The 26217-nt window shown below is 39.0% G+C and carries 22 protein-coding genes; 13 read left to right on the top strand and 9 right to left on the bottom strand.

Translation table 11 applies throughout. From position 1 onward, the window contains the following. The first annotated feature begins 3 nt into the window (after nt 1–3). The 4 genes from ACSLUH_RS10080 to ACSLUH_RS10095 are packed head-to-tail and all read left to right on the top strand — an operon-like array spanning nt 4 to nt 3919. A complete protein-coding gene (locus ACSLUH_RS10080; RefSeq protein WP_448566553.1) occupies nt 4–1005 on the top strand; it encodes a vWA domain-containing protein in 1002 nt (333 codons plus the stop codon). Between the two features lie 20 nt (nt 1006–1025). Next, entirely contained in the window at nt 1026–1691 is a 666-nt protein-coding gene (locus tag ACSLUH_RS10085; RefSeq protein ID WP_448566555.1) for a hypothetical protein, read from the top strand. Between the two features lie 47 nt (nt 1692–1738). Then, complete coding sequence (locus tag ACSLUH_RS10090; protein WP_448566556.1) at nt 1739–2413, top strand: hypothetical protein; 675 nt, start codon at nt 1739–1741, stop codon at nt 2411–2413. Nucleotides 2414–2449: 36 nt separating this feature from the next. Beyond that, nucleotides 2450–3919 (top strand): M48 family metalloprotease, encoded by a 1470-nt coding sequence (locus ACSLUH_RS10095; protein WP_448566558.1) that lies wholly within the window; start codon nt 2450–2452, stop codon nt 3917–3919. A gap of 13 nt (nt 3920–3932) precedes the next feature. On the opposite strand, the gene ACSLUH_RS10100 is transcribed toward ACSLUH_RS10095, so the two are convergent. The 5 genes from ACSLUH_RS10100 to ACSLUH_RS10120 form a co-directional block, all read right to left on the bottom strand. Then, entirely contained in the window at nt 3933–4319 is a 387-nt protein-coding gene (locus tag ACSLUH_RS10100) for a VOC family protein (RefSeq protein WP_448566560.1), read from the bottom strand. 306 nt (nt 4320–4625) lie between these two features. Next, nucleotides 4626–5243, bottom strand: coding sequence for an MlaC/ttg2D family ABC transporter substrate-binding protein (locus tag ACSLUH_RS10105; RefSeq protein WP_448566562.1), 618 nt, complete (start codon nt 5241–5243; stop codon nt 4626–4628). A 113-nt stretch (nt 5244–5356) separates the two neighbouring features. Continuing rightward, the gene (locus ACSLUH_RS10110; protein ID WP_448566564.1) at nt 5357–5959 is read right to left on the bottom strand and encodes a TetR/AcrR family transcriptional regulator; all 603 of its coding nucleotides are present in this window, start codon (nt 5957–5959) and stop codon (nt 5357–5359) included. Between the two features lie 80 nt (nt 5960–6039). After that, nucleotides 6040–6459 (bottom strand): hypothetical protein, encoded by a 420-nt coding sequence (locus ACSLUH_RS10115; protein ID WP_448566566.1) that lies wholly within the window; start codon nt 6457–6459, stop codon nt 6040–6042. A gap of 16 nt (nt 6460–6475) precedes the next feature. Then, nucleotides 6476–7024, bottom strand: coding sequence for a zf-TFIIB domain-containing protein (locus ACSLUH_RS10120; RefSeq protein ID WP_448566568.1), 549 nt, complete (start codon nt 7022–7024; stop codon nt 6476–6478). Nucleotides 7025–7282: 258 nt separating this feature from the next. Between ACSLUH_RS10120 and ACSLUH_RS10125 the strand changes: the two genes are divergently transcribed. The 3 genes from ACSLUH_RS10125 (at nt 7283) to ACSLUH_RS10135 (ending at nt 15316) form a co-directional block, all read left to right on the top strand. Then, on the top strand, nt 7283–7915 hold the full coding sequence (locus tag ACSLUH_RS10125; protein ID WP_448566570.1) for a DUF1449 domain-containing protein: 633 nt from the start codon (nt 7283–7285) through the stop codon (nt 7913–7915). Between the two features lie 75 nt (nt 7916–7990). After that, nucleotides 7991–9973: a flotillin family protein gene (locus ACSLUH_RS10130; RefSeq protein WP_448566572.1), complete on the top strand. Its 1983-nt coding sequence runs from the start codon at nt 7991–7993 to the stop codon at nt 9971–9973. 114 nt (nt 9974–10087) lie between these two features. After that, complete coding sequence (locus ACSLUH_RS10135; RefSeq protein ID WP_448566573.1) at nt 10088–15316, top strand: DNA repair ATPase; 5229 nt, start codon at nt 10088–10090, stop codon at nt 15314–15316. Between the two features lie 74 nt (nt 15317–15390). On the opposite strand, the gene ACSLUH_RS10140 is transcribed toward ACSLUH_RS10135, so the two are convergent. The 3 genes from ACSLUH_RS10140 to ACSLUH_RS10150 form a co-directional block, all read right to left on the bottom strand. Then, nucleotides 15391–16023 (bottom strand): hypothetical protein, encoded by a 633-nt coding sequence (locus tag ACSLUH_RS10140; protein WP_448566575.1) that lies wholly within the window; start codon nt 16021–16023, stop codon nt 15391–15393. A 321-nt stretch (nt 16024–16344) separates the two neighbouring features. Then, nucleotides 16345–18174: an SLC13 family permease gene (locus ACSLUH_RS10145; RefSeq protein ID WP_448566577.1), complete on the bottom strand. Its 1830-nt coding sequence runs from the start codon at nt 18172–18174 to the stop codon at nt 16345–16347. 154 nt (nt 18175–18328) lie between these two features. Further along, on the bottom strand, nt 18329–19855 hold the full coding sequence (locus tag ACSLUH_RS10150; RefSeq protein ID WP_448566579.1) for a peptide MFS transporter: 1527 nt from the start codon (nt 19853–19855) through the stop codon (nt 18329–18331). A gap of 186 nt (nt 19856–20041) precedes the next feature. Between ACSLUH_RS10150 and ACSLUH_RS10155 the strand changes: the two genes are divergently transcribed. The 6 genes from ACSLUH_RS10155 (at nt 20042) to ACSLUH_RS10180 (ending at nt 25689) form a co-directional block, all read left to right on the top strand. Further along, a complete protein-coding gene (locus ACSLUH_RS10155; protein WP_448566581.1) occupies nt 20042–21706 on the top strand; it encodes a winged helix-turn-helix domain-containing protein in 1665 nt (554 codons plus the stop codon). A gap of 5 nt (nt 21707–21711) precedes the next feature. Next, nucleotides 21712–21963 carry a hypothetical protein gene (locus tag ACSLUH_RS10160; RefSeq protein WP_448566583.1) on the top strand — a complete coding sequence of 84 codons (252 nt, stop codon included), beginning with the start codon at nt 21712–21714 and terminating at the stop codon, nt 21961–21963. Between the two features lie 111 nt (nt 21964–22074). Next, nucleotides 22075–23307 (top strand): lipoprotein-releasing ABC transporter permease subunit, encoded by a 1233-nt coding sequence (locus tag ACSLUH_RS10165; RefSeq protein ID WP_448566585.1) that lies wholly within the window; start codon nt 22075–22077, stop codon nt 23305–23307. A gap of 4 nt (nt 23308–23311) precedes the next feature. Further along, on the top strand, nt 23312–23995 hold the full coding sequence (gene lolD / locus ACSLUH_RS10170; protein ID WP_448566740.1) for a lipoprotein-releasing ABC transporter ATP-binding protein LolD: 684 nt from the start codon (nt 23312–23314) through the stop codon (nt 23993–23995). 10 nt (nt 23996–24005) lie between these two features. Next, nucleotides 24006–25262, top strand: a complete 1257-nt coding sequence (lolE, locus tag ACSLUH_RS10175) for a lipoprotein-releasing ABC transporter permease subunit LolE (RefSeq protein ID WP_448566587.1) — start codon at nt 24006–24008, stop codon at nt 25260–25262. 13 nt (nt 25263–25275) lie between these two features. After that, on the top strand, nt 25276–25689 hold the full coding sequence (locus ACSLUH_RS10180) for a GNAT family N-acetyltransferase (protein WP_448566589.1): 414 nt from the start codon (nt 25276–25278) through the stop codon (nt 25687–25689). Between the two features lie 3 nt (nt 25690–25692). Here ACSLUH_RS10180 and ACSLUH_RS10185 read toward each other — a convergent pair whose 3' ends face one another. Continuing rightward, a complete protein-coding gene (locus ACSLUH_RS10185; RefSeq protein ID WP_448566591.1) occupies nt 25693–26208 on the bottom strand; it encodes a DUF2062 domain-containing protein in 516 nt (171 codons plus the stop codon). Nucleotides 26209–26217: the final 9 nt, after the last annotated feature.

Genomic DNA, 26217 nt, shown 5'->3' on the forward strand with positions numbered 1-26217 from the left:
GCTATGGCTAGCAAACGTCGAAACATAGAAGAGTTTTCAATAGCGTTTTTGGATGTTATTTGCTGTGGTTTTGGCGCTATTATCTTGTTGTTAATGATAACTAAAACCATGGAGCCAATAGTACTGGAAGAGTCAACCAATAAGCTTGATGGGCAAGTAAGAGCTTTGCAAGAACAGCTCTTTGCAATTCGTGGAGAGACCAGTGTCTATAATCGTGAGCTAACCGCAAAGCATGAACAAATCGACGTCAATAAAGAGCGGATAGCCATACTAAAAACGCGTTTAGCCACGATAGAAGCTCAGTATGCTCAAATGGCAAAAGCTGCTTCATTTAGTCAAAAAGAGAAGGGTAAGTTAGCCATAGCTATGCAGCAACTAACCGAAGAAATGGAACGCTTGCTAGGGCAAAACTACAAAAGCAAAAATGATCTGGTTGGTGGCATACCGGTCGATAGCGAATATTTGATTTTTATTATTGATACCTCTGGCAGTATGTTTAATTACGGTTGGCAGCGGATGATCGATGAGGTTATCGCAACCTTGAATATTTATCCAGAAGTCAAAGGTATTCAGATTATGAACGACATGGGGGATTATATGTTTACCAACTATCGGAGAAAATGGATACCTGATACACCTGCTCGTCGTTCAGCTATCATTAATCGTTTACGCTCTTGGAACCCATTTAGTAACTCAAGCCCTGTCGAAGGTGTTCAAAAGGCAATCAGTACGTTTTTTGCTCAAGATAAAAAAATTAGCCTTTATGTCATGGGGGATGAGTTTTCAGGACGCTCAATTCAAAATGTGATTGAAACAATAGATCGCATTAATCAAGCCAATCAGAGCAGGGAGCGCTTGGTACGTATTCATGCTGTCGGCTTTCCTGTGCAATTTGCCAGACAACGTCACTTGCAAACGACAGGGATTAGGTTTGCAACCTTAATGAGAGAATTAACCTTTCAAAATGGTGGAACGTTTGTTGGTTTAAATGATTTTCGGCCATAAGTGGAAATAGGTGATTATTTATGTTTAACAAAAAGTTACAAGTAAAAGCGCTATGTTATCTATGGATGGTTTTTTTGGGGCTTCTATCTGGCTGTAAAAGTACCTTAAATGTTGAAGGGACATTTCCTGTGCCTGTTGTAAACCAATTACCGTTGCGTGTTGGAGTGGTTATGTCGCCTGAGTTTCGCGCTTATCAATATATTGAAACTAATGAACAACGAAGTGAGTGGGAGATCACTATAGGTAATGCGCAAGTTGATTTAATGAATACAGTTTTTGGTGCAATGTTTTCGCAATCGGTAAACATCGCATCAGTAGCACCCAATCAGACCCCTAAATTTGATCTTTTTATTGAGCCGAATTTGGAAAGTTTTCAATATAGCGTACCAAGGGAAACACGCGGCAAAATGTACGAAGTTTGGCTAAAATATAACATAAGGGTATTTGATGAGCAGGGTCAGATTATCGCTGATTGGATCTTAACATCTTATGGAAAAACACCCACTGCATTTTTTAAATCTAATGAACAAGCGCTAAATGATGCGTTAGTCATAGCGTTAAGAGATCTTGGGGCCGGTTTATCAATAAGATTTATTAACTTACCTGAAATTAGTCAGTGGTTGAATAGTAAAAACGTGGCGTTAAATAACAAGGCATTTGACAAGGAAAAGAAACTAAAAGGATAGTTTGAAGGTCTAATATTTTACTACCGCATGATAGTTGGAGAGTACATATGATCGTTAAAACTAAAGTAACACTAATGCTCTGCTTGGGCATCATGCTCGGCAGTGGTGGCTGTACATCGGTAACTGTAGATCAAGTAAAGCATCAACAAGTTTCCTTGGAAGCAGATTCTTCTATTGTCGTTATTGGTAGACGTGCTGGTAGTGATTATGAAACAGAGCCTGAACTTGTATCTTGTATTGGCGATGTTATTAATGGGTCTAATCAAGGCGTTTCGGTTGTTCCGGAACAAGATTTTGTCGATACCTTGTATCCGTGGTTTGAAGCGCGTACTGCACCTGCTCATATTCGTGACTTAAAACGATTATTGGCTTATGAGCGAGTTTCACAACTTATAGAAGGGTTTAATGTTAAGTATATCGTTTGGGTTGACGGTAACACGGAGAAAACTCGCTCTGCGGGCAGTATCAGCTGTGGCTTAGCAGCTACCGGAGTCGCCTGTTTTGGTTTTGGTACCTGGGACACTAAAGCTGAATACGAAGCGACTATTTGGGATTATAAAAATGGGCAGATTCTCGGTAAAGTCAGCAGTGTCACCGATGGCACATCATATGTGCCTGCGGTCGTGGTTCCAATACCGTTAATTGCGCCAGTTCAAGGTGATGCATGTAAAGCAATGGCTGCACAACTTAATACATTTTTCTCAACTAATAGCGGCATATAGCGTTATTATATCGTTAACGAATAGATGGAAGCTTAAATGATGAACTTTGGTTATTTACTACAAGGTCTTGGAATATTGACGATGTGTGCTTTTTTGTCGTCCTGTGCAGTTAACCCAGCTACAGGCACTCCTGACTTGGTTTTTATGTCTGAAAAAGAAGAAATCGAAACAGGTCGGGAAATGCATGAAAAACTGATGAAGTCTATGCCGATATATCAGGATGAAAAATTAGCAGAGTATATCAATACAGTCGGACAGAAAATTGTAAAAAATAGTCATCGGCCAGATATAAGCTATCAATTTCATATTATTGATGCACCTGACATTAACGCTTTTGCGTTACCAGGTGGCTACATTTATATCAACAGAGGATTGTTAGCTTATTTAAACTCTGAAGCGCAACTTGCTGCCGTGCTTGCTCACGAGATTGCGCATGTCACAGCTAGACATGTTGTAAGGCAAGATGCTGCTCGAACAGGTGCAACGACGTTGTCGATATTGTCTGTTTTAGCAACGGGTCAAGCGGCACTGGGTGATGCAACAAGTTTATGGGGAACAGCTGCAGTAAAAGGCTATGGAAGAGAAATGGAACTTGAAGCAGATGGTTTAGCCGCGGAATATTTGTTTAAAACGGGTTACGATCCTCAAGCGATCGTGGAAACTATTGGTGTTTTAAAAGACCAAGAGAAATTTACACGCTATCGAGCTAAGAGCGAAGGAAAGCGACCTGTGAGCTATCATGGGGTGTTTTCAACTCATCCTCGAAATGATGTTCGCTTAAAAGAAGTTATTGCTAAAGCTGGAATACTCCCCAAAACTGAAGGTGCAGAAGTCTTAGAACAACCCTATCGAGAGCATATTCAAGGTATGGTATATGGCGTGAACTACGAGGCAATGATGAAAGAGAAGCCAGTAGAGGAAGGGCGATATATTCATCGAAAACTTGGTTTTTCTATTAAATTTCCGAAAGACTGGGAAGTGGAAAATCAGCGCAGTGCAATTGTTGGCTCTGCAAAAGATAAATCAGCGAACATGACACTACAAATAGGATTGAATCGTCAGCGCGTGCCGCCAGATGAATATTTAAGAGGTGCTATTGGTGAAAACCTCTTATTACGGTCTGAAGATTTTGCGCAAAATGGCTTGATCGGACACACAGGTATTATTAGTGGTGATAAAAATAATCAAGAACAGAGGGTCGCGGTATTGTTTCAGGGGACTAGAGCCTATGTAATTAAAGGCAAAGTAATAAAGCCAACTCAAGGTGTAGATTATGATGCAATGTTCTTAAAAAGTATTAAAACCTTTAGGCCTGAGCGTAATATTAGACGACCTAAAAAATCGATGACAATTCATTATGTAAAGGCTAATGAAAATACTGACATCGACGAATTGGCTAAACAGATAAATTTGGGAGCTTATACGCCTCAACAGTTAAGGTTATTAAACGGCTTATATCCCAGAGGTGAACCGAAGCCGGGGGATTGGATTAAAATTATTCAATAGTTAAACCTATTGTTTAATCTACAGCTTGAACGCCAGGCGGGTAATAGCTAATTTCAAAGCGTATTCCGTCTGGATCTTTCATAAACAGTGCTCGTACGTCACCAAAGTTTTGTATTTCTGGTACTTCGAACCCGCTGGCTTTCATCTCTTGTTGTACATGATAAACAAACTCACTAGAAGGAGCGGTAAATCCCAAGTGATTCATTCCTGCCCCAAAGCGTTCATAAGGGCTGCTACCTGCTTTTGATTGATTAAATTGAAAATAGAAGCCTTGTTGATCAGTCCAAACAAAGTCTCGCAATTTCGTATAGCCAATAAGGGATAAAAGCTTCTCATAATAGGGCATACTGTGCTCAAGTGAAGACACGAGAATAGTAACATGATCGATTTTTAAGGCCATTAAAATACCTAACAGATTATATGGTTTTACTCGGGCGTGTTGATCTTTTATGGTTGAATTTTGTTCGAATTAACTGCATGTTAATCGCGGCACTAGTGATACGCATAGTTATTCTATGCGCAGAGCAAGTAGCAAAGCGTAATATGCAGTTAAACAAATCCAAAGGACAGCATTTCTGATGTTTCTTTACTGCGTTATCGTTAATTTACGTGGAATAACCACACGGCATCAACGCTATCTTGTATTACAACATCAACAATTGCTGCCAACATAGCCTCTAAAGATCAACCCATCTTAACGCTAAAGTTACTTAGATAATGCTGCTAGTTCAACGGTAACTTGCTCAATACCATATTTTTCAATGCGATTATTGAGTTCAGCACGCTTGCTGTCAAGTAATGATATACCTTCGGCAATTAAATTAAAGGCTTTCCATTCACCCGTTTGCTTATTTTTTCTTAATTGAAATACCAAGTCTATTTCTGGTTTGTTTGCTTCGACAATTTTGGCAGTGACGGCAACAATCGATTTATCTCCAGTAGACTTTTCAGGTTCAAATAATACTTGTTGATCATGATATTGGGTAAGTGCGGATGCATAAGTACGAACTAAGTATTGTTTCATTGATTCGACAAAATTCTGCCTTTGCTCTTTAGTGGTTTTTGATAAATGCTTGTTACCCAAAATTTTAAAAGCAGCATAGCGATAATCAATCGCAGGCATGAGTTCCTCTTTTACGATATCACGCATTAGTTCAGGAAACTTTTTTAACTCCTGTTGATTATTCTTAATACGTTCGAATAAACGACTGCCAGTCTCCTCAACCACTTTGTACGGTGATAATGGTGCTTGATTAGCGACAGCTTGACAAGGTAATAACGATAGAGCAATTAATAATAATGAAAACTGAACGAGGCGGTGCATAGGTTGTCCTTTATGGTCGATAGTCAAAATACGTAATAGTGGTATTTTACATACCGACCGCTCGGTTTGTAAATAAAAGATTTAACTAAGTTAGCTAATTTCATTGTAAAGGCTTAATTAGGAAGTTTCACAGTAGCTTTTAGATTTCTTATATACTTACACAACTCTTTAATAACCATAGAAAAAAGTTCGCTGTTTTTAGAACTCTTACTTAAGTTTAATGCACCATGAAAAGTAGCAACAATAAAATAAGCAACTTGCTGAACGTCAACGTTGTCGTTAAGTTGATTGGAAATTCTGGCAAGATTTTTAGCGATTAAGCCATTTAGCTGCTGTTGCATACTAAGAATACGTAACCTAAACCCTTCATCGACTGATGACATTTCCTGACAAAGGTTGTTGAGTGGGCATCCACACGCGAGTTCATCACAACTAATTTCAGTGAGCATGCTCTCAAAAAACTCGCATAACCCCTCTATGGGATCGGCAACTGAAACCGCCGGCTCCCAGAGTGCGATAAACTCTGGCGTAAATACTTCTTCAAATACTGCGTATCCTAGTTCCATTTTATTAGTGAAATGGTGATACAAGGCGCCTTTAGATATATCGCAACGAGATAAGATGGTTGATAAGCTTGTGGCGGTAAAACCATGCTTTCTTATTTCTTCAGCACTAATAGCTAATATTCTTTGGCGGGTAGTTTCAGCGTCTCTCACAAGTTTGTACCTCTTTAGTGATTAAGCTTATCTTACCGACCAAGAGGTCGGTTGCCAAGTACTCTCATCAAGAATTGTCATCAATCAGGCAGTTTTTCATCTAATGCTTTTAATGAACGTAAAAATAAACCTAAACCACCAATGGCTAGAATCAGTATGACGATTAGATCAAAAGAGCTCATGGTTTTGAAGCTGAATCGAATAGATGAAATAACTCCAAAGATGAGACCGGCAATAGAGCCAATTGATAATATCCAGCCGAATAAGTTGCGACTGTTGTAAAAGATCATCCCAATACCGAAGATAAAGGGGATCATAATCATTCCGCTAGTCAGTTGATAACTACTACCCATAGCTGAAAAACTATAGAGTCTTGTCGACATGCCAAAACTTGATGAAACGGAAATCGCATTTAATAGCATATAAAAACCACCAGACATCATTATCAAACCAATGAAAAAATGGCCTAATCCGCCAGATGTTCCACCTGCTCCTCTCATATATCCTCCTATGGTGTTACTTTTCTGCAGAGTATGGGTCTTCGGCCAATAGATAAGCCCTTAAGTCAGCTTTGTTGGGCTGTTGGATTAACCATTCTCTAAGCTCTTTAACTTTTTGATAAGTCTGTTCACCAAACTTTTCTTTGTAAATTTCTGCGAAGTGCTCTTTTGTACTACTCATTCGGATGTTCTTTTGCCAATGTGCGGTTAAAACGCCATTGAGTGAACCGGCTAAACCTTCTTTTTTTAGTAGCTCCCATTCACCTTTATCTAACCAAACTCCACCGACACTCGCACTGTAGTCTATGCGATGTTCTGTGTTAGGGGATAGTCTAAGTTTACGCATTATCGTGCCGGTAACAGGGCAAAGAACTGCTTGCTTAGATTCATCGAGTTGCACATCGATAGTGTTGTCAAAATGGTGTTGTGGATTTCTCTCTTTCCATGCCACATAATCTTCAATCAATACCCAGTTCCCGCCACAATGAGAGCATGTATGCGCTCTAAACAGTCCTTCTAAGAAGCTAGGGATTAATTCACCTTGCTTGCAACTCGTACATTTCATTACATTATGTCCTTACAATTGTTAGATTACTTTATCGTTTTATCATAAAACTATTACCCATCAAAAGTCATATAAAATAACTAACCAATATTATTTTTGAGATAAAAGCGATGACTTATTAATACTCTTGTGCTACTTTTCAATGTTATAAAACTGTTAATTAGCATAACGGGTTGACATAATATGTCAACCCGTTATGCTAATTACATTGATTTTAGTGCTCAATTGACGAGCCCTAGCTATGTTTAAGGATGAACAATGACATATGTCTTAGAAGTTTCCTCTCATTTTCCATCGCTGATTTATTCTGTCTTGCTTGGTGTGGTCATTGTCTATTGGCTGGTCGGATTGTTCGGGGTTGTTGATCTAGATTTATCGGGAGATATGGAGGTTGATCTCGATGCCGATGCGGCTACATCCGTTTCAGGGTTAACGGGATTATTCTTAACGTTCGGTTTGACCGGAATTCCTTTTACGTTAGTGATTAGTATCTTAATTTTAGTCTGTTGGCTGATCAGCTTTTACTCTCAACATTATATATTGGCCTTGTTACCAGATGGTTGGCTTTATTATCTATTTGGTACAGTTAGCGGCTTAGTGGTGTTTATAATTTCACTACCGATTACTGCACTGATTATTCGTCCGCTTAAAGGAATGTTTAAAAGTGCTGAAACAGTGACAAGTCAGCACTTGGTTGGTCTTGAGGCAATTATCGCTACCAGCATAGTGAATGCAGACTTTGGTCAGGCTCGTATATCTCATAATGGCGCTGAAATTTTGGTAAATGTTCGGTGTGCGCCAGATCAAATTTTATCTCAGGGGGATTGTGCGGTTGTTGTCGACTACCTCCAAGATCAACATGTTTATGTTGTTGCTCCTTATCAGCGATAACAATTTAACGAAAACCAAAATATTAATATCAATAAATTTCACTGTTTTAGTGAAAAATAGCAAGAGGAAATGCTCATGGTAATGGAACCCCTTTATTTAGCGATAGGAATAGGCGCACTATTAGTCTTTTCCATGTTAATAATGGTTGCTAAATTTTACAATAAAGTCGAACAAGGTCAGGCACTTATTATAAACAAGCTGCGCGCTGAACCAGAAATTACCACGACAGGTGGAATGGTTATTCCTGTTATCCATAAAAAAGAAATTATGGATATTTCAACCAAACGTATGGTGTTAGAGCGAAAAGGTCGCTCAGGTTTGATATGCCAAGATAATATTAGAGCAGATATTATTATTACGTTTTATATTCGAGTTAATGAGACGAAAGAAGACATATTACGTGTTGCTAAGCAAGTAGGCTGTGAACGTTCTTCTTTTCCAGAAACACTTCAAGAACTATTTGAAGCAAAATTTTCCGAAGCGTTAAAGACGGTTGGTAAGCAATTAAACTTTACCGAGTTATTTACTCAGCGAGATAATTTTAGAGATAAAATTAAAGCCGTTATAGGTCAAGACTTATCAGGCTATGTCCTTGAGGATGTTGCAATTGATTTTCTTGAACAAACCTCAATTCATGATCTTGACCCTAATAATATTATGGATGCGGAAGGTATTCGACGCATAACAGAACTTACTGCGCAACAAAGTGTCGAGACTAACGATTTGAAACGCCAAGAAGAAGTAAGGATAAAACGTCAGAACGTTGATGCAGAAGAAAAAAGATTAGAGCTTGATCGTCAATTAGCGGATGCCCAAGCAAAGCAAGCAAGAGAAATAGCAACACTAAAAGCAAGAGAAGAAGCAGAAACCGCAAAAATAGTTGAAGAAGAACGAGCGAAATCAGAAAGAGCACGCATTGATACTGAACAAATGATAGCTGTTGCCGAAGAAAATAAACAACGAGAGGCAGAAATTGCACAGCAAAACAGATTGCGTGCTTTAGCAATTGAAGAAGAAAAGGTAACTCGAGCTCGTCAAATCGAAGAAATCGACAGACAAAAAGAAGTAGAGATATTACGCATCGATAAAGAAAAAGCTCTTGAAGTAGAGCGCAAAAACATTGCAGATGTTCATCGAGAGCGTATCGCAGTTGAAAAGAATGTTGCTGAAGAAGAAGAGCGAATTAAAGATCTTCGTGTCGTTTCTGAAGCGAATCGTAAAAAAGAGCAGCAAGTTATCAGTGCTCAAGCACAAGCAGAAGAAGCGCTTGTTAAAGATATCGAGTCAGCTAAGGCTCAGGAACAAGCAGCAGAATTTATTGCGAAAAAAATGCAAACAATGGCTGATGCGGAGCTGAAGGCTGCGAGTAAACAAGCTGAATCAAAACGGATTCTAGCGGAAGGTAATCAAGCAGAAGCGGCCTGTAAAGGTTTAGCTGAAGCACAAGTTACGTTAGCGCAGGCTGATGCAAGTGAACGTCAGGGGGAAGCAGAGGCAAGAGCATTAGAGTTGCGTTTAACAGCTGAAGCCAAAGGTATTGAAGAGAAATCACTCGCAGAAGCTAAAGGTTTACGTGAGAAACAAGACGTGTTGAATTCAATGTCTGAGCAAGCGAGAGAGTTTGAAACGTTTGGATTGCGCTTAAATCAAGAAAGAGAGCTAACCTTTGCAAAACTTTCTAACAGTGTTGATTTGGCGGAGAAGCAAGCCGAAGTGTTAGCAACAGCTTTAGCGGAAGCTAATATCAATATCATGGGAGGCGATGGTGACTTCTTACGACAATTTATGAAATCAATCACTGTCGGTAAATCGCTTGATGGTTTAGTGAGTGAGAGTGATACCGTAAAACGCTTATTTAAAGATCAACTCGAAGGTGATAGAAACATTATGGATGATTTAGGAAATGTGTTTTCAGGAGCTGCTCAATCAAGCGAAACCCTAAAAAACTTTAACATGGCCAAATTGTTATCAACCTTAAACAATGCTGACGAAACTCAAAAGGGAGCGTTGGCGAGTTTGTTAAATTTAGGCAATCAAGATAAGTCAGATATTAAATAAGTACTTTTTAATTACATTTATGAAAATCAGGCTGTGCAATGTTGCAGCCTATGCCTGTAAAACTAATTAATTAACAGGCGATGTTATGGCAAATTTTGGGGTATGGAGTTTTACATGTCTGATAAGGAAAGTCTTAGCAATCCGTCAGAGGTTGATAGCGGTTCTTACGATATTATTCAACGACGTTTAACGGCTTTAGGCGAAGCATTAAACACGCAAATTAAGCAGTTAAATAATGAACGTTTAACAACGTTCGGCTCAACAGATATGACGGTAGCTGCGCGTATCAGAGTAAGAACCGAACATAATTGTGTTGCTCGTGATATTGCTGCTGTTGGAGATACCTTACTCTTTGGATATAACGTCTTTTTGGGACTAAAACGAAACATTACCGTAGCCGATGTCTTTAGTTTGCACCAACTCCAACAAACTGAAAGCGGGCTTGAAATTGTTGATGTACCAGCTGAAGACTCGTTTTTAGACGATGCTAATTTTATAAGGGATTTCAATGAGCTTTATACTTACTACAATAAAACATATCTAGCTCATGTTTATCGTCAAGGTAGTAAGCTTTTTGCCATCTTTAGGATTGGCGAACGTATTGATGATATTAGAGTATTCCGTTGGGCGATAGATGTCGATCATCGTGTTAGTTATATCGATAACCGTGGTGAGCGAGATATTAAGCCACCGGAGAACTTCGACTTTGAGTGGTTAAAAGTCACACGTGAGCAACAAGAGCAAGGCAAATTTCCTCATTATAATTTATTTGACACCCTGTTTGTTGAATCAACAGGTGGAACAATAACGCTAAAAGTTGAAAACAACACCGAAGATGGCGAGGGCATTTATTCAGAACCAGTAGAAGATGAACATCAATCGCTCGATGATGCTGATATTCACTATGCTAGAGTTGGTGAGTTAATTTTATTAAAGATAAAACCTTATCGAGAAGAGCAAACTAGACATCTCATCTATAATAGCAAAACGCAGCAAGTACTCCGTCAAGATGCGATTGCTCATGCCTGTATTCAGTTACCCGAAGATCATGGGATAATATTCCCTGGTGGCTATTATTTACAAAATGGTGATCATAAGCGTTTTGAAGATAATGCAGAAGACTTGCAATTACATCGGGTGATAAAATCGCCCAATGGTGAAGATTTTCTTTACATATTCTTTGAACCTAATGAGGGCCAATACGCACTATTTGGTTACAACTTAATCACACGTACATTGCAAAATCCGATATATGGGCATGGGCAAAGTATTTATGAAGATGGTCAAGCGGTTATTTTTAAAGCGGAATCGGAACCTTCTCGAGTTCATGCCATGCAAATCTGGAAAACACCATTTTGCTCGCCTGAGTTTGCTAGTCAACAACCGCTCGATAATAGTTTTTATGGCAAAATAGGTAATCCCGAATTGGTAAGAGGGATTTCTGATTTGTACAACATCTCCCGCAAGATAGCGGTAAATGAAGTAACTAGTCAGCACTATCACGATCTAATTAAAGAAACCAAGTTGTTATTTGATAAATATCATTGGCTTGAAGAAGCAAAACTTGATGAAACTCGAGATATTATTAAGCAAATAACTGATACCTCAGAACTCGTCTTAGATGAGTTTGAAAAGGTCTTTAGTGTTAAGGAAAAAAGCAAAGCTGCATTATTAGCATGTCAGACAAAGTTTGAGCAACTCATTCAAGAAACGGAAGTTTCTAAGTTTTCATCGTCAACAGAGTATGTACAGTACTTAACGAAACTGACGAGTTTTAAAGGGGAGTTGTTAACCTTAAAAGAACTGAAGTATGTCGATGAGCAAACTATTGACATGATGGAAGATCAATTAGCACAAAAAACAGCCTCGTTAAGTCAAGCCACAGCCGATTTTTTACTTACTGATTATGCTTTAGAACCGTACCTTAACAGAGTTAAAGCGCTAGAGCAGCAAGTTGAAGAAAGTGACTCTGTATTATCTCTTGTTCCAGTGCACGACGATATTGCATTGCTGATCTCAGAATTGGAACTATTAAACCATACGATGTTGTCCATCGACATTGAAGATAGTCGCCAAAGAACGCGTATTTTAGAGGATATTTCCTCGATATTTGGTCAAATTAATCGAGTTAAAGCTACCGCTGAATTGGCGGCAAAAAAAGTCGGTAGTGAAGAAGCTAGCGCTGAGTTCGGAGCCCGTTTTAAGCTCCTATCGCAAAGCGTTACCAGCGGTCTGAGTGCAAGTACGTCGCCTCAGTTATGTGATGAGCAATTGTCGCAAATCTTAGTTCAGTTGGAGGAACTTGAGAGTCAATTTAGCGATTATGATGAATTCTATCAACAGATATTGATTAAGCGGGATGAGATCTACGACAGCTTTGAGCAACATAAGCAACAGTTAATTGATACCCAACAGCGCAGATGTCTGAATTTAATGACAGCAGCACAACGCATTATCGAAGGTATTATCAGGCGAAGCCAAGCATTTAGTGAAACCAAGGAACTGAATAGCTATTTCGCTGGTGACCCTATGGTGTCGAAACTTAGACAAGTAATCAGTCAATTAAGAGAATTAGATGATCAAGTTCGTGCCGATGATTTAGAAGCCCAATTAAAGAATGCTAAAGAACAAGCCACTAGAGCACTGCGAGATCGTTCAGACATTTACTCTGCAGATGGTACCTTGGTTAAAATTGGTGATCACCAGTTTTCAGTGAACAAACAAAAATTAGAGTTAACCTTATTACCAAAGCAAGAACAAATGCTTTTGCATATCAGTGGTAGTGAGTTTTTTGAAGAACTTCCCAAAGACTTGTTTTTAGGTACTGAAGCATTATGGGAGCAAGAGCTGGTTTCAGAGTCTGCGCAGGTTTATCGTGGAGAGTATTTAGCGGCTTCAATTTTGTTCGAAGCGCAAAAGCAAGAAACATTTGATGAAAAAGCCTTATTAAACGCCTTTGAAAGTAACGAACTGGAAGCTTTTGTTTATCAGTTTGCTCAACCAAGGTATCAGGAAGGGTATGATAAAGGTGTCCATGATGCTGATGCGACCAAGATACTAACTGCATTATTAACATTGAAAGCCTCAATTGGTTCACTTGCCTATCCCATAGAGGAAAGAAAGCTAGCTATTTTTTATTATTTAGAGCATTTGTGTGAGCAAGATAAAGAGTATCTTTCAAGTCGTTGTCAAAACCTTGCACTTATGGAAAAAGTATTTGGCACAACTCAATTAAGAAAAACGTTGACCAATGAGCTTGCCGAGAAGTTACTTGATTATCATCAGACCCATTTGTGGTTAGCGGCTAATGTTAAGTTGTCCGCCAGTTATTTAATTGATGAATTAGCATCTAATCAAGATAAGTTTGTCATAAAAGCAAACACTTTATCATTTGTGCAGCAATATGAATTAGCGATAAAGCGAAATAAAGTTGGCGAGCAAATTAAACAAGCTCTTGTTGGTTGTGAAACGACCTTGCAAAAATACAATTTACATTATCATTGGCTACAGGCTTTTAGCTATAGTGAGGACATAACTGTCGATACGGATGAACTTATTGAAGCAGCGATCTATTTAACCGCGAATGATCAAGAGCTATTTTATAGTTCTGACGCTAATGTGGAAATAACAGTGGAAGGTTTATTAGGTCAACATCGGAGAATTAAAGAGCGTTGCATCGATATTAACTATCAAGAGTTTATTGCTCGCCTGAGTCATTACTATTTTAACGTTGTTGAGCTTTTTCAACAGTTTCATCAAAAGAAGCAACAGGTTATTGCAAAGCAACGAGAGTTACTTAAATTAGATGATTTTAAGCCCAAAGCATTGTCGTCTTTTGTCAGAAATAAACTCATTAACGACGTCTATTTCCCAATTATTGGCGCAAACTTAGCGAAGCAAATAGGTGCTGCGGGCAGTCAAAAACGCTCTGACTTAATGGGCTTGTTGTTGCTAATTTCCCCTCCTGGTTATGGTAAAACTACGCTAATTGAATATATCGCCAGTAAATTAGGAATGACGTTTGTTAAGATCAATTGCCCATCAATTGGTCATGACCAAGTATCATTGGATCCGTCTCAAGCGATTAATTCAACAGCGAAAAGTGAAGTAGAGAAAATCAACCTAGCGTTTGAAATGGGTAATAATGTCATGTTGTATCTCGATGACATTCAACACACTAATCCCGAGTTTTTGCAGAAGTTCATCTCTTTGTGTGATGGTTCACGTAAAATTGATGGTGTATGGAAAGGGCAAAGCAAAACTTATGATATGCGTGGTAAGAAGTTCGCAGTAGTTATGGCTGGAAACCCATATACGGAATCAGGAGAAGCGTTCAAAATCCCGGACATGCTCGCAAACCGAGCAGATATTTATAACTTGGGTGACACATTAAGTGGTCGTGAAATGGAGTTTTCACTAAGTTTTATTGAAAACAGCTTAACAAGTAATCGTTATCTTGCACCGTTGGCAACCCGGGATATGGATGATCTCTATAAGTTAGTAAAAATGGCCGACGGTCAACCAGTAAACGCAAATGAGCTAGCACATGATTACTCGCAAGCTGAAATTAATGAAATTGTAGCCGTCATTCAACGCATTAGAAAAATCCAACAAACGGTTCTAAAAGCGAATACCCAATACATTGCCTCTGCAGCGCAAGACGATAAGTACCGAACAGAGCCACCTTTCAAATTGCAAGGTAGCTATCGAAACATGAATAAAATGGTTGAGAAGGTTGTCCCTGTAATGACAGATGATGAGCTTGAGCAATTGATCGCAGATCATTATCGAAGCGAAGCGCAAACGTTAACCATTGGCGCCGAGGAAAACTTACTCAAACTTGGTGAGTTGCGCGGAACATTAAATGACGCTGAGGCAGCACGTTGGATACAGATTAAAAAAGATTATGCACGCCACCAAAACCTAAATGGTAATGACAACCCGATCAAGACCGTCGCTAATCAAGTCGCATTATTGCAGCAAAGTTTACAGGAAATGACGATAACTTTGAAAGATAGCCAACACAGCGGTTTAGCTAAATTAAGTGAGGCAATTTCTGGTCTGAATTTAGCAGTGAATATTGAAACTGGTCAGAAAGATAATCAAGTAAACCAAGCTGAGCTTAGTCAAGATATTCTTCAACAACTAGCACAAACCCTAACGCCGTTAATAGACGTATTGGCGTCGAATAAAGCGTTAGACCTTGAGATGTTTGAAGCATTACAACGTATGAATATTCCGCCGTTTCAAGATAGTGATACTAAAGAAACGCATATTCAAAAGATAAGTCGAGAAATTAGTCAAAGTAAAAGGACTGATAGTGATTCGATAATTGCGGAGTAGCAAATAAATAAGAGACTGATAAAGCTTGGCTGAACTAAATTATACTATACAGCCAAGCCTTGTTTTCTTAATTTTTAGTCAGCTTTTCGCTGGGTAATTTCTATAATTTTGATGGCTATATCGGTTGCTTTTTTCAAAGCTTTTTCTCGCTCTGTTTTATCTATTGTTACAATTTCTTCTAATTTCTTTCCCAAGTTGACAAGAAATAGTGGGAGCCCTTCAGTTGGAGACCATGTTTGACCAAAAGTTTGATAGTGTGAATAGAATTGATATGTTGTGCCATCCATTCCTTGTAAATTGTTTTCAGAGTATCGAGTAGTTTTGAGAGCACTATTCCACGCTAATACTATTTTGTGTAACTTTTCCTTGTCTACAATCGTGAATTTTCTGTCAACTGCTTTAGTAGTTTTGATGTCCAACACAAAACGACCTTCATCTGCTTTCTTCCACGCCCAAATTTTCTCTTTAGCTGTAACTTTCTCTAACCGCCATTCATTTTTATGTTCATACAAAATAATTGCATATTCTTTACTAAAGCTAGGTCTAACCACCATCCAAAGTTTCGCTCGAATATTACCAATTAATGACTTAAATACAGCTTGATTGTACCCGGAAGAATCATAAGCAGGTACTGGCTCTAAATGGTTTGAGTTAGCTTTTACTGCTCCTGTTAGCATGAATAATAAAAGAGATAATATAAATTTCATTTCTAAAATTCCCAGCGCCCGATTATGGAGCAAATTTAGTTTGTATAATGAAGAGAAAAAAGCTTAATAAAGATGTTGCAAGTTCCTTACATTAAAGGTTTATCATTCAGATGTCTCAAAAAGAACCACCTATTAATACTGGTCTTAAGTCACTAGTAAAATTCAATTTACCAAACAGTTCAATAGCTCAAGCGTATTGATATGCAAAGCGGCTGAAAAGTTGTTTTTAGAAGCTTACTTAGAATTACCAGTAATATAATACCAAGACCATCAAAAAGATATGTAACTCGCATTTGCATTGATACTACTTAAGGATTTAAATTACAAATAAAGCCAAGTTAACAGCAGTGATAAGGTTACCCACATTAAAATGATCAAGGGTGTGCCCACACGAATAAAGTCTGAGAATTGATAACCCCCCGCATTCATCACCAGAATATTGGTTTTATAAGCCATCGGCGTTGCATAACTTAAGTTAGCGCCAAATAATACCGCTAAGATAAAGGGCTCTACGGGGGCATTGAGTTGATTGGCTACCGATATCGCTATTGGGGTGCCGATAACGGCAGCGGCGTTGTTAGAAACGATATTGGTGAGTATTGCCAGTAATAGCATTAGCGCAGCGACTACGCCTCCAGGTGGGAGGGTATAAGACACTGCAACGAACACTTGCGCCATATAATCAGCACCACCAGTTTGCATCATTGCTGAGCCTAATGCCAAAGAGGCAACCACAATTAGTATTACTTGGCTGCTTAGCGCAGCGGAAATCTCTTTCCAATCTAGGCAACGAGTTGCCAATAGCACTAATATTCCGCAAATAGAGCTAACGGCGATAGGAAGAGCGCCAAGTGCTGCTACTAAAACGACTAAAAATAATACACCTAATGCAATAGGCGCTTTCTTTGATTGAGGTAAATCAGCTGCACCATCGATGATTAAAAAGCCGGTAGATTCTTTTAATTCTGCAATTTGTTCAGCTTCACCTTGAACCAACAAAACATCACCCGTTTGGATAGCAACATGACCTATACTTCTGCGACCAATTTCCATTGCTTTACCCCCACGGTGAAGGGCGATCACCGAAATACCATACCTTTTCGCGAATTGAACTTCCTTTAGGGTTCTTCCAACCAACCCTGAAGCTTGAATAACAACGATTTCAGCAAGTACTTGTTTGTCAGCATTTAATGGATGCTTTTCATCTACCTTTTGGCTTCCGGAAAAGAGTGTTGCTTGGATTACTGATTCAAACTCTTTCAGTTGATCTGGGTGATCTTTTACTAACAAGCGATCACCTTCTTTTAATACTGTGTCGGGTAAAGGTACTATGTTCTTGTAATCAGGCTGACGTTGAATCGCTTGAATACTCATCTGACCGTCAGTCATTTTTAGTACTTCCGCGACTGTTTTTCCATTGGAGATACTATCTTCGTTGATATTTAAGTAGGCACTAAATAAGCGCGGCGAGGTATCTGGCAGTGAAGGGGAGCGTTTGGGTAATAGCTTGGGGGCAATAACCCAAAGATAAGCGATTGCTATCGCCCCAGCAATAACCGCAGGTAAACTGAAATCAAACATCCCCATTCTGGGTAATCCCATGTCACTTGCGACACTAACTACCAGCAAATTAGTTGAAGTACCGATTGTGGTTGTCATTCCTCCCACCAGTGTCGCTAAACCCATAGGTAAAAGCATTGGCGAGGAATCAGCTTTTGTTCGTAATGCGACATTGGCTAAAATGGGTAACAGCAATACAACGATAGGTGTGTTATTAACAAATGCGCTCAAGGCTGCAGCGATCAGTAATGTTAATAATAAAGATAATGCAGGACTTATTTTCCAAAGTTTTGCTAAGTTTCGCCCAACTGGCACTAGAGCACCTGTGCGCACGAGCGCATGGCCAATGATCATTAGTGCACATACCGTGACCAGAGCCTCATGACCAAAGCCAAAAAATAGAGAAGAAGGCTCTAACAGCTCACCGTTTATGGAAAACGGAAACACGGTAAATATTAAGGTTAAAGCAACAAGTACCGTCAGCGAAGAAGTTTCTAATGGGATGTCATCACGGCGAAAGAAATATAAAGCGATAACGGTTAATAACAACATGGCAAGCGCATGATTGTTTGGAAGATCTGGAAATATCAAAGTCAGCTCAGTTGTTTTTACGCATTATTATATATTTATCACTAAATTTAGCATTTGCTAAACAACTTTGCATTTAAATATGTAAAAACTTGTTTAAATTACTAATAGTGTAAAGCGCCCTTGGATTTGGACGCTTGATTTACTCTATTTTTTGCTACTTTACCCCGTGCATGAGTTTGTTGATTAGTGGGGCGGCAATTAATAGCACAACCCCTGCGCTGGCTAACAACCAAAAGCTAAATTCAAATCCATAAATGGCAGACGCCACGGTCATCCCCGTATCGCCACTCATAGAACCTGCTAATATTCCTGAAAAATTATTACCGATAGCCGTACTTAAAAACCATCCTCCAAAGGCAAAGCCAGCAAGAGAAACGGGCACGAGCTTACTAACCATCGACAGCCCGATAGGTGATAAGCAGAGCTCGCCAATAGTATGTAATACATAACACAAAATTAAAGGCCACATTGGAATCAAATTATTGTTATTAAGCAAATTCTCTAAAGCATAGACAAGTACTAAGAAGCCCATAGCGGTTCCAAGTAGTCCTAAAGCAAATTTTTGCGGTATCGATGGTTCAAGCTTACGTTTTGCTAAATTTAGCCAAATCAATGAAACAATTGGTGCAAATATTAGGATAGATACCGAATTTACCGATTGATACCAAGCGATCTTAAATTCAAAGTTTTCAGTTATGCTGCGATCAACAATGTTTTGTGCCAAAAACGTAAAAGAGCTGCCTGCTTGTTCAAAAAACATAAAGAAAATAACATTAAAGGCAAACATGATAAGGCATGCGATAACTTTGTCTACGGCAACCTTTCCATCTTTTTTAGCTTGAGCTAACAACATTATTGCTAAACCAATGAATAGCACAAACAGCAACCACGCAAGTACTTTTGAACCTGCAAATGTCATCAGTAAATAAACAGGTATAATTGACAAGATTGCACCAACGATAACTGTCAGTAAATTTTTTGTTCTTAACTTAGATTTGGGTAAGCTACCAATACCGTTAAGTTGCTTTCGACCAAGATAAAACCAAATATAGCTGATCACCATACCCACTCCAGCTGCGGCAAAGACCATCTTGTAATTATCGACCATCGGTGTGTCGGTATAAGTACTGGCTAGCCATTGTGTGACGATAGGTGAAATCATAGCACCAGCATTTATTCCCATATAAAAAATGCTAAATCCATTATCACGGCGAGGGTCATTCTCTGGATAGATTTTACCGACCAAGTTTGAAATGTTGGGTTTAAATAGCCCGTTACCTACAATGACAGTGGCTAAGCCAATCATAAATAAGGTTTGGTTTGAAAACATAATCATAAATAAACCTAAACCCATTACCACAGCGCCAATTAAAATAGAGTGCTGTGCGCCTATAACTTTGTCGGCAATATAGCCACCAAAAATCGCACTAGCATACACTAGTGCCAAATAAGCCCCGTAGGTATTTGATGCAAAAGATTGACCGGATGGATCGCCATTATAAAACTGTGCGACGATATAAAGCGTAAGGGCCCATCGTATGCCATAAAAGGCAAAACGTTCCCAAAACTCGGCCATGAACAGCATCCACAGTGGTTTAGGATGTCCCCATAGGCTATCAAAGTTATCGAGCGTTTCTATTGGTAGATCAGCGCTTAACTCTACGGTTGAAGTTGTCGTCATAAAAAGTATTCCTGTTGTCGATAATTTTTTGTATTTGTCACGCTAACCTAGGGTATACCTCTCGAATATAGCTACTTGATAACAAGTTGAAGCTCGGTAGAATTTTTAGTGAAGCTTTGGTGAAGAATTGATGATTTATTGGACATATAGTGAAATAAGGTTAAATTAATAGACTATTTGGTTTTGATGGCTAAGTTAGTGCAACATTCAAGAAATAATGCAACCCGTTATATTTTCAAAGATTTAGTGTTAGATGTGCAACGGGGCACGCTATCTAGAAATGGTGAAGCAATTGCTTTACCAAAGTTAAGTTATGATTTGTTAGTTGCCTTAGTAAAGTCGGCACCTGCACTAATGAGTCAACAGCAATTAATGGATGTGGTTTGGCCTGAACGGGTAATTGGCGATGAAACCTTAAAGCAGCGCGTTAAATTGTTGCGCAAAGCGCTAGGTGATGATGCATCAGCACCAATCTATATCGAAGCATTAAGAGGAAGAGGTTATCGATTAATTCCACCAGTAAAGCCTGAATGCATTGTTCAACGCCCACCATCTGTCATGCTAGAGATCACGGCAAATGATTTAATGTCTAATATTTTAGCAAATGATGTCAGAAGGTTATGGCGTAAAATAGCGCAAACTGGTGCCATATTACTATTGATTATTTTGGCAGTATTGCTAGTCAATGAAATCTATCTCAACAATATAAAATTAGATGAACCGAGTGTTTCACAGCCTAAAGTTGTCAATGACACAATAAGTGCGGCAGAAATTCTATATAACCGTGGAGTCGAATACTATCAGCGGTATCGGGCACAAGATATTGGTATCGCAATTAATTTTTTTAAGCAAGCCTTAGCGATACAACCTAAATATTCTGATGCTTATGCAGGATTAAGTCAGGCATATAGTCAATTGTTTTTCCAATTTGGGGGCAATGAACAAGACAAAATTAAAGCGATTGATAATGCATATAGGGCAATTAGCTATGACGAAAACTCGGCTGAGGCCTACAAAGCTCTGGGTAGTGCTTATTATGTCTCAGGTTGGTTATCTAAAAGTATCAATGCGCTTTTACGTGCTTATTCAAAAGGTAGTATTAACAAAGATATATTATCTAACTTAGCTTTTATTTATAGCGAACAAGGTAATTTTAAACAAGCGTTGGTTTGGCATCAGCGGGCATTAACTGTTGCGCCAAATGATGCTGTGGCAGCATTGCATTTAGGCATAACGTTAGAGCGTCTAGGGCATATTGAACTTGCTCAAAAATGGTATAAAAAAGCATTAGTTATTCAACCAGACTATAGTCTAGCAGGTTATCACTTTGCTCAATCATTGTGTTTGTATAAGCAACCTGCTCAAGGTGTAGCCTTAATCGAAATGAGTATTGAAAAATACGGGCCAGACTATTTGTCAATGTTGGCTAAAAGCCATTGTTATTTTTACTTAGGTCAAAAAGAAAAAGCAGTAGCTCTGTATCAAAGTATTAAAAGTAAATACCCTAATCGACAACCAGTGAATATTGACTTAGTAATGATTAATGTTAGCCGACAAGATTTGCTTAGTCAGATAGAAAATTATGAATCTTTGTTGAACAAAGGGAGTGGTAAAGCATTTCATTCAGTTAACTTAGCCTTGCTTTATAATAGTTTAGGGCAAGCTGACAAAGTGCTTCGTTATCTTGTCCAAGCTGTTGAACAAGGTGGAAGGCTACCTCAAGAAATTTTGAGTTATCCATTTGATGAAAAGGTAAGAAGTTCACAAGTATATCAAGATTTATTAAAGCGACATGAAAAAGCAATGACGAGGTATCAGCAGCTTGATATCAGCTTTTTTCTTCGGACATAAGTATTGTGGCTAAGCCTAATAAGAAACCACCGAATAAAACCGTCGATATATTTTGCCGACAATGTAATCAGTTACTTTTTAAATATCAAAAAGGTGGAAAAGGCGCATTAGTGAAAAGCTTTAAAGTACGTATTGTTAAAGATTATACGCAGGCTCCTTGTCAATGTCCCAAGTGTGAAGCTATTTTTGCAAGAGAGCAAATGATTAAAGGTCTACCAGCTTATAAGTTCGTAGGTGGTAAAGTCTGGTTTAAATAGTAAGTTGCGCCTTTTGGATTTTGATACAGATTTTTACGAGGCGAATGATGTTGATTGTGTTATGCTCTGGGCACTTTAAAATTTTGACGTTATTTGGTTAAAATAAACTCGATGTTTCAACCTGTTAGTTTATTTATTGGCTATCGATATAGCAGTAGTGGTCGCCGTAGTGGTTTTGTATCCTTTATTACCTTCTTTTCTATTGCAGGTATCCTTTTAGGGGTTGCGTCTTTGATCACCGTCGTTTCTGTCATGAATGGTTTTGAAAGCGAGTTGAAAAAACGAATTTTAGGGTTAGTTCCGCATGTCATGGTGTCATCAGAGTCTCAGTCGACGTTAACCAATTGGCGACAGTTGAGTGAAACGTTTACAAAACTCCCCCACGTCAAGCACGCAACCCCTATTAATGAGAGTGAAGCACTCATTCAATCTACTTCGGTTGTTCAAATGGCAATGATGCAAGGGATAACCCCTGAACTTGAAAATCACAACATTGTTGCCCAGCGTATGACTTATGGTCAATTAACAGATTTAAGCCCAGAACAATATTCCGTCATTATTGGCGAAGCTCTTGGGCGACAATTGAATGTAACCGTTGGTGATAACGTTAGGATTATATTGCCTAATAACACCGTATTTACGCCGATGGGGCGTATGCCGGTACAGCGCGTTTTCATAATAGCGGGCTTTTTCAACGTTGGCTCACAAGTTGATAATGGTATGGTTTATGTTCACAGTGCAAACGCAGCTAAATTATTACGACATCAAGCAAATAGTGCTGAAAAACTTAGGCTTTACCTTGATGATGCATTCAATGTTGACCAGGTTATTTCACAAATAAGCGCTGAATATCCAGATTATGAGTTACAGTCTTGGCGTGATACTCAAGGACATTTGTTTAGTGCAGTACAGATGGAAAAGAAAATGATGGGGCTAAGTTTAGCGCTAATTGTTGCTGTTGCCGCTTTTAATATTGTTTCTGCACTGGTGATGGTGGTTATAGATAAACGCGCTGAAATTGGTATATTGCAGACCTTTGGTATGACGCGCGCAGGTATTGTGAAAATTTTTATTAGCCAAGGCATGATTAATGGGTTGTGGGGAGCACTTCTTGGCGTGCTGCTTGGGATAGGTTTAGCGTATAACTTAAATAATATTTTAGCCTTAACTGGCATTAATATTTTGGGCAGTGGGGCTGTTTCTCAGCAGTTGCCAATCGATATTCAAGCAGCTGATGTCGTAATGATTGCCTTTAGTGCTATTGCAATGTGTTTTATCGCTACGTTATATCCAGCCTTTAATGCCAGTAATACTAAGCCTGCTGAGGTGCTTAGAAATGAGTAGTCAAATGTCAAAAAGTTTACAATGTATTGACCTTACTAAGTCATACTTTCAAGGGAAAATAGAAACCAAAGTACTCAATGGCCTTAATTTGGTGGTCGAGCCAGGAGAGCTATTGGCTGTCGTTGGCAGTTCTGGCTGTGGTAAAAGCACCTTTTTACACCTAGCTGGTGCACTTGATACTCCTTCAAGTGGTGAAGTGTTAATTAATAACACGCCAATTCATCAATTATCCGAAAGTGAAAAAGCGCGCTTTAGAAATGAACATATCGGTTTTATTTATCAGTTTCATCATTTAATGATGGATTTTACAGCAGTCGAGAATGTCGCAATGCCTTTGCTTATTCGAGGAATCTCTCCTAAAAAGGCACAACAGCGAGCGGAAGAGATGTTGACCAAAGTCAGTTTGAGTCATCGAGGACATCATTTACCTTCAGAGCTCTCTGGTGGTGAACGTCAAAGAGTAGCGATAGCAAGGGCTTTGGTTACTGAACCTTCTTTGGTGTTGGCTGATGAACCGACCGGTAACCTGGACTTTGATACGGCTGAAAATATCTATAATTTACTGATTGAGCTTAATCAGCACCTTAATACCAGTTTTGTTATTGTTACCCATGATCTTAATTTGGCGTCTCGTATGAGCCGGCAGTTGAAGCTTGATCATGGTGTTTTAAAGCCATTTGAGTGTTAGTTTCATGAAAATGGCGTCATTTCTTAGTTTGTACTTAGGTAGTCGTTATCTCAAAAGCCGACATCAAAATGGTTTTGCCTCATTTATTTCGGCGTCATCGACCATAGGTATCGGGCTTGGTGTATTGGTGCTCATTGTGGTGTTATCCGCAATGAATGGATTTGAGCGCGCGTTAGCAAAGCATTTATTGTCGGTAGTTCCCCATGCTGAGCTAATCAGTGTTAACAAGCCGATGGATAATTGGCACGATATTGCTAAAACTTTGGCAACGCATCCTGATGTACTAGCGGTTGCACCAGTCATTAAAGTGCAAGGTTTGCTGCAAAAGAAAGCTCAATTAAAGGGCGTTGAAATCAGAGGTGTAGACGTTCAAGGAGAGCAGCAAGTTTCACAGATCGCAGATTATATTACCCAAGGAAGTTGGCAGCAGCTTAACATTAAAAATAGTATTATTTTAGGGGAAGGGACAGCTAAAAAATTGGGCGTTGAAGTGGGTGACTCTGTGCAAGTGTTATTACCTAACTTAAATAATAGTAATGTCAGTGCCAACCAATTTTCTTCTCCGGTAAAGCAAAAACTTAATGTTGTTGGCTTATTTAAGTTTGGTGGCAGTATTGATGATAATCAAGCCTATATTTCTCTCCCTATTGCACGTAGCTTACTTAACTATGAAAAAGCGCAAGTGCAAGGTATAAGGCTGGCAGTTTCAGATGTCTTTCAAGCACCTGTTATTGCCCGTCAAGCAGCGAGAACCATTAATCATTACGTCTACATTTATGATTGGACTTATGTTCATGGCGGTTTGTTTAATGATATTCAACTTGTTCGTGCGGTGATGATGATCGTACTCATTCTGGTGATAGCTGTAGCGAGTTTTAATATTGTTTCCACCTTGATAATGGTGGTAAACGAAAAGAAGGGCGATATTGCCATTCTTAAAACGATGGGGGCGAAAAATTCAACATTGCTGTTAACCTTTGTTATTCAAGGACTCGTCAACGGTATCGTTGGAAGTGCAACCGGTGCTGTTTTGGGCGTGCTTATTGCTGATAATTTGACGGCGATCATGCAATTTATTGAACAAAAATTAGGTAGTAAGTTATTAGCTGGCGACGTTTACTTTATCGATTATTTACCGAGCGAGTTACAGCGTAATGATGTTGTGGTAACTGTCGTTATAGCATTGGCCCTGAGTTTCTTCGCTACGCTTTACCCTGCGTGGCGAGCAACTAAAATAGAACCTGCACAGGTTTTAGGACAGTTATAAAGCGAGTAGTGTCATGATAAAGGAAAATATCGATTATCAATTAATTAAGACCGTGGTCAGTCCTGAAGATTTTGTTCGTTTAAGGAAAGTCAGTGGTTTAACTCCTCGTGAATTATTGGCAGCTAAGAAAGCATTACCCAATAGTCTTTTTGGCGTTCATATTGTGGTCGACAGCAAAACTATTGCGATGGGAAGAGTGGTCGGAGACGGCGCATTAAATTTTGAAGTAGTGGATGTAGCAGTTGAACCAAAGTTTCAAGGTCAAGGCTATGGTCAACTTATTATGAGTGCTATTATGGAATACCTTGACCACCATGCAATGAAAAGCGCTTATATTACCTTGATGGCAGATGTTCCAGCACTTTATCAAAAATTTGGTTTCAAATTTTCTCGACCCCATAGTGAAGGTATGTACATGGTCAAGTAATTGTTAGCGGCTGCGATTTTGACGTTTTCGCCACTCTTTATTCACTGAATGACGCCATAGCGTATGAATTCCGACATAACCTATCATTGAAAATAGCATTGCCAGCACGCCACAACCTAGCAAGAATGCAGGGCCTATCGTCGATAGACTGTTAACCACCCACTCCCAACTCGCTTCAAAAACAAACGCTTTCTCTTTTGCACCTAAAATCCATGTACCGACCAAATAACAAAAATAAAATATTGCTGGCATAGTGAGTGGATTAGTGATCCATACTAACGCTATAGAGAGCGGAAGATTCGCATGTACTATAATAGCTACACCTGCTGAAAGTACCATTTGAAACGGAACAGGAACGAACGCAAAAAACAAACCTACGGCGAAGGCTTTAGCCACTGAACGTCGGTTTAAGTGCCACAAATTACCATTATGAAGTAAATCGCCAAAGATTTGTAGGTGGCGATTAGTCTTGATCGAATGGTGATCTGGCATAAAGCGTTTTATCAGTTTCTTTGGCATAACTTCACT

It is taken from the genome of Thalassotalea ganghwensis, assembly GCF_053485795.1.

Coding starts and splice junctions, on each gene's coding strand:
- ACSLUH_RS10125 (WP_448566570.1), top strand. CDS start 7,283: ATGACATATGTCTTAGAAGTTTCCTCTCATTTTCCATCGCTGATTTAT.
- ACSLUH_RS10105 (WP_448566562.1), bottom strand. CDS start 5,243: ATGCACCGCCTCGTTCAGTTTTCATTATTATTAATTGCTCTATCGTTA.
- ACSLUH_RS10085 (WP_448566555.1), top strand. CDS start 1,026: ATGTTTAACAAAAAGTTACAAGTAAAAGCGCTATGTTATCTATGGATG.
- ACSLUH_RS10115 (WP_448566566.1), bottom strand. CDS start 6,459: ATGAGAGGAGCAGGTGGAACATCTGGCGGATTAGGCCATTTTTTCATT.
- ACSLUH_RS10100 (WP_448566560.1), bottom strand. CDS start 4,319: ATGGCCTTAAAAATCGATCATGTTACTATTCTCGTGTCTTCACTTGAG.
- ACSLUH_RS10080 (WP_448566553.1), top strand. CDS start 4: ATGGCTAGCAAACGTCGAAACATAGAAGAGTTTTCAATAGCGTTTTTG.
- lolD (WP_448566740.1), top strand. CDS start 23,312: ATGTCAAAAAGTTTACAATGTATTGACCTTACTAAGTCATACTTTCAA.
- ACSLUH_RS10155 (WP_448566581.1), top strand. CDS start 20,042: ATGGCTAAGTTAGTGCAACATTCAAGAAATAATGCAACCCGTTATATT.
- ACSLUH_RS10165 (WP_448566585.1), top strand. CDS start 22,075: ATGTTTCAACCTGTTAGTTTATTTATTGGCTATCGATATAGCAGTAGT.
- ACSLUH_RS10180 (WP_448566589.1), top strand. CDS start 25,276: ATGATAAAGGAAAATATCGATTATCAATTAATTAAGACCGTGGTCAGT.
- ACSLUH_RS10135 (WP_448566573.1), top strand. CDS start 10,088: ATGTCTGATAAGGAAAGTCTTAGCAATCCGTCAGAGGTTGATAGCGGT.
- ACSLUH_RS10095 (WP_448566558.1), top strand. CDS start 2,450: ATGATGAACTTTGGTTATTTACTACAAGGTCTTGGAATATTGACGATG.
- ACSLUH_RS10140 (WP_448566575.1), bottom strand. CDS start 16,023: ATGAAATTTATATTATCTCTTTTATTATTCATGCTAACAGGAGCAGTA.
- ACSLUH_RS10185 (WP_448566591.1), bottom strand. CDS start 26,208: ATGCCAAAGAAACTGATAAAACGCTTTATGCCAGATCACCATTCGATC.
- ACSLUH_RS10120 (WP_448566568.1), bottom strand. CDS start 7,024: ATGAAATGTACGAGTTGCAAGCAAGGTGAATTAATCCCTAGCTTCTTA.
- ACSLUH_RS10090 (WP_448566556.1), top strand. CDS start 1,739: ATGATCGTTAAAACTAAAGTAACACTAATGCTCTGCTTGGGCATCATG.
- ACSLUH_RS10130 (WP_448566572.1), top strand. CDS start 7,991: ATGGTAATGGAACCCCTTTATTTAGCGATAGGAATAGGCGCACTATTA.
- ACSLUH_RS10150 (WP_448566579.1), bottom strand. CDS start 19,855: ATGACGACAACTTCAACCGTAGAGTTAAGCGCTGATCTACCAATAGAA.
- lolE (WP_448566587.1), top strand. CDS start 24,006: ATGGCGTCATTTCTTAGTTTGTACTTAGGTAGTCGTTATCTCAAAAGC.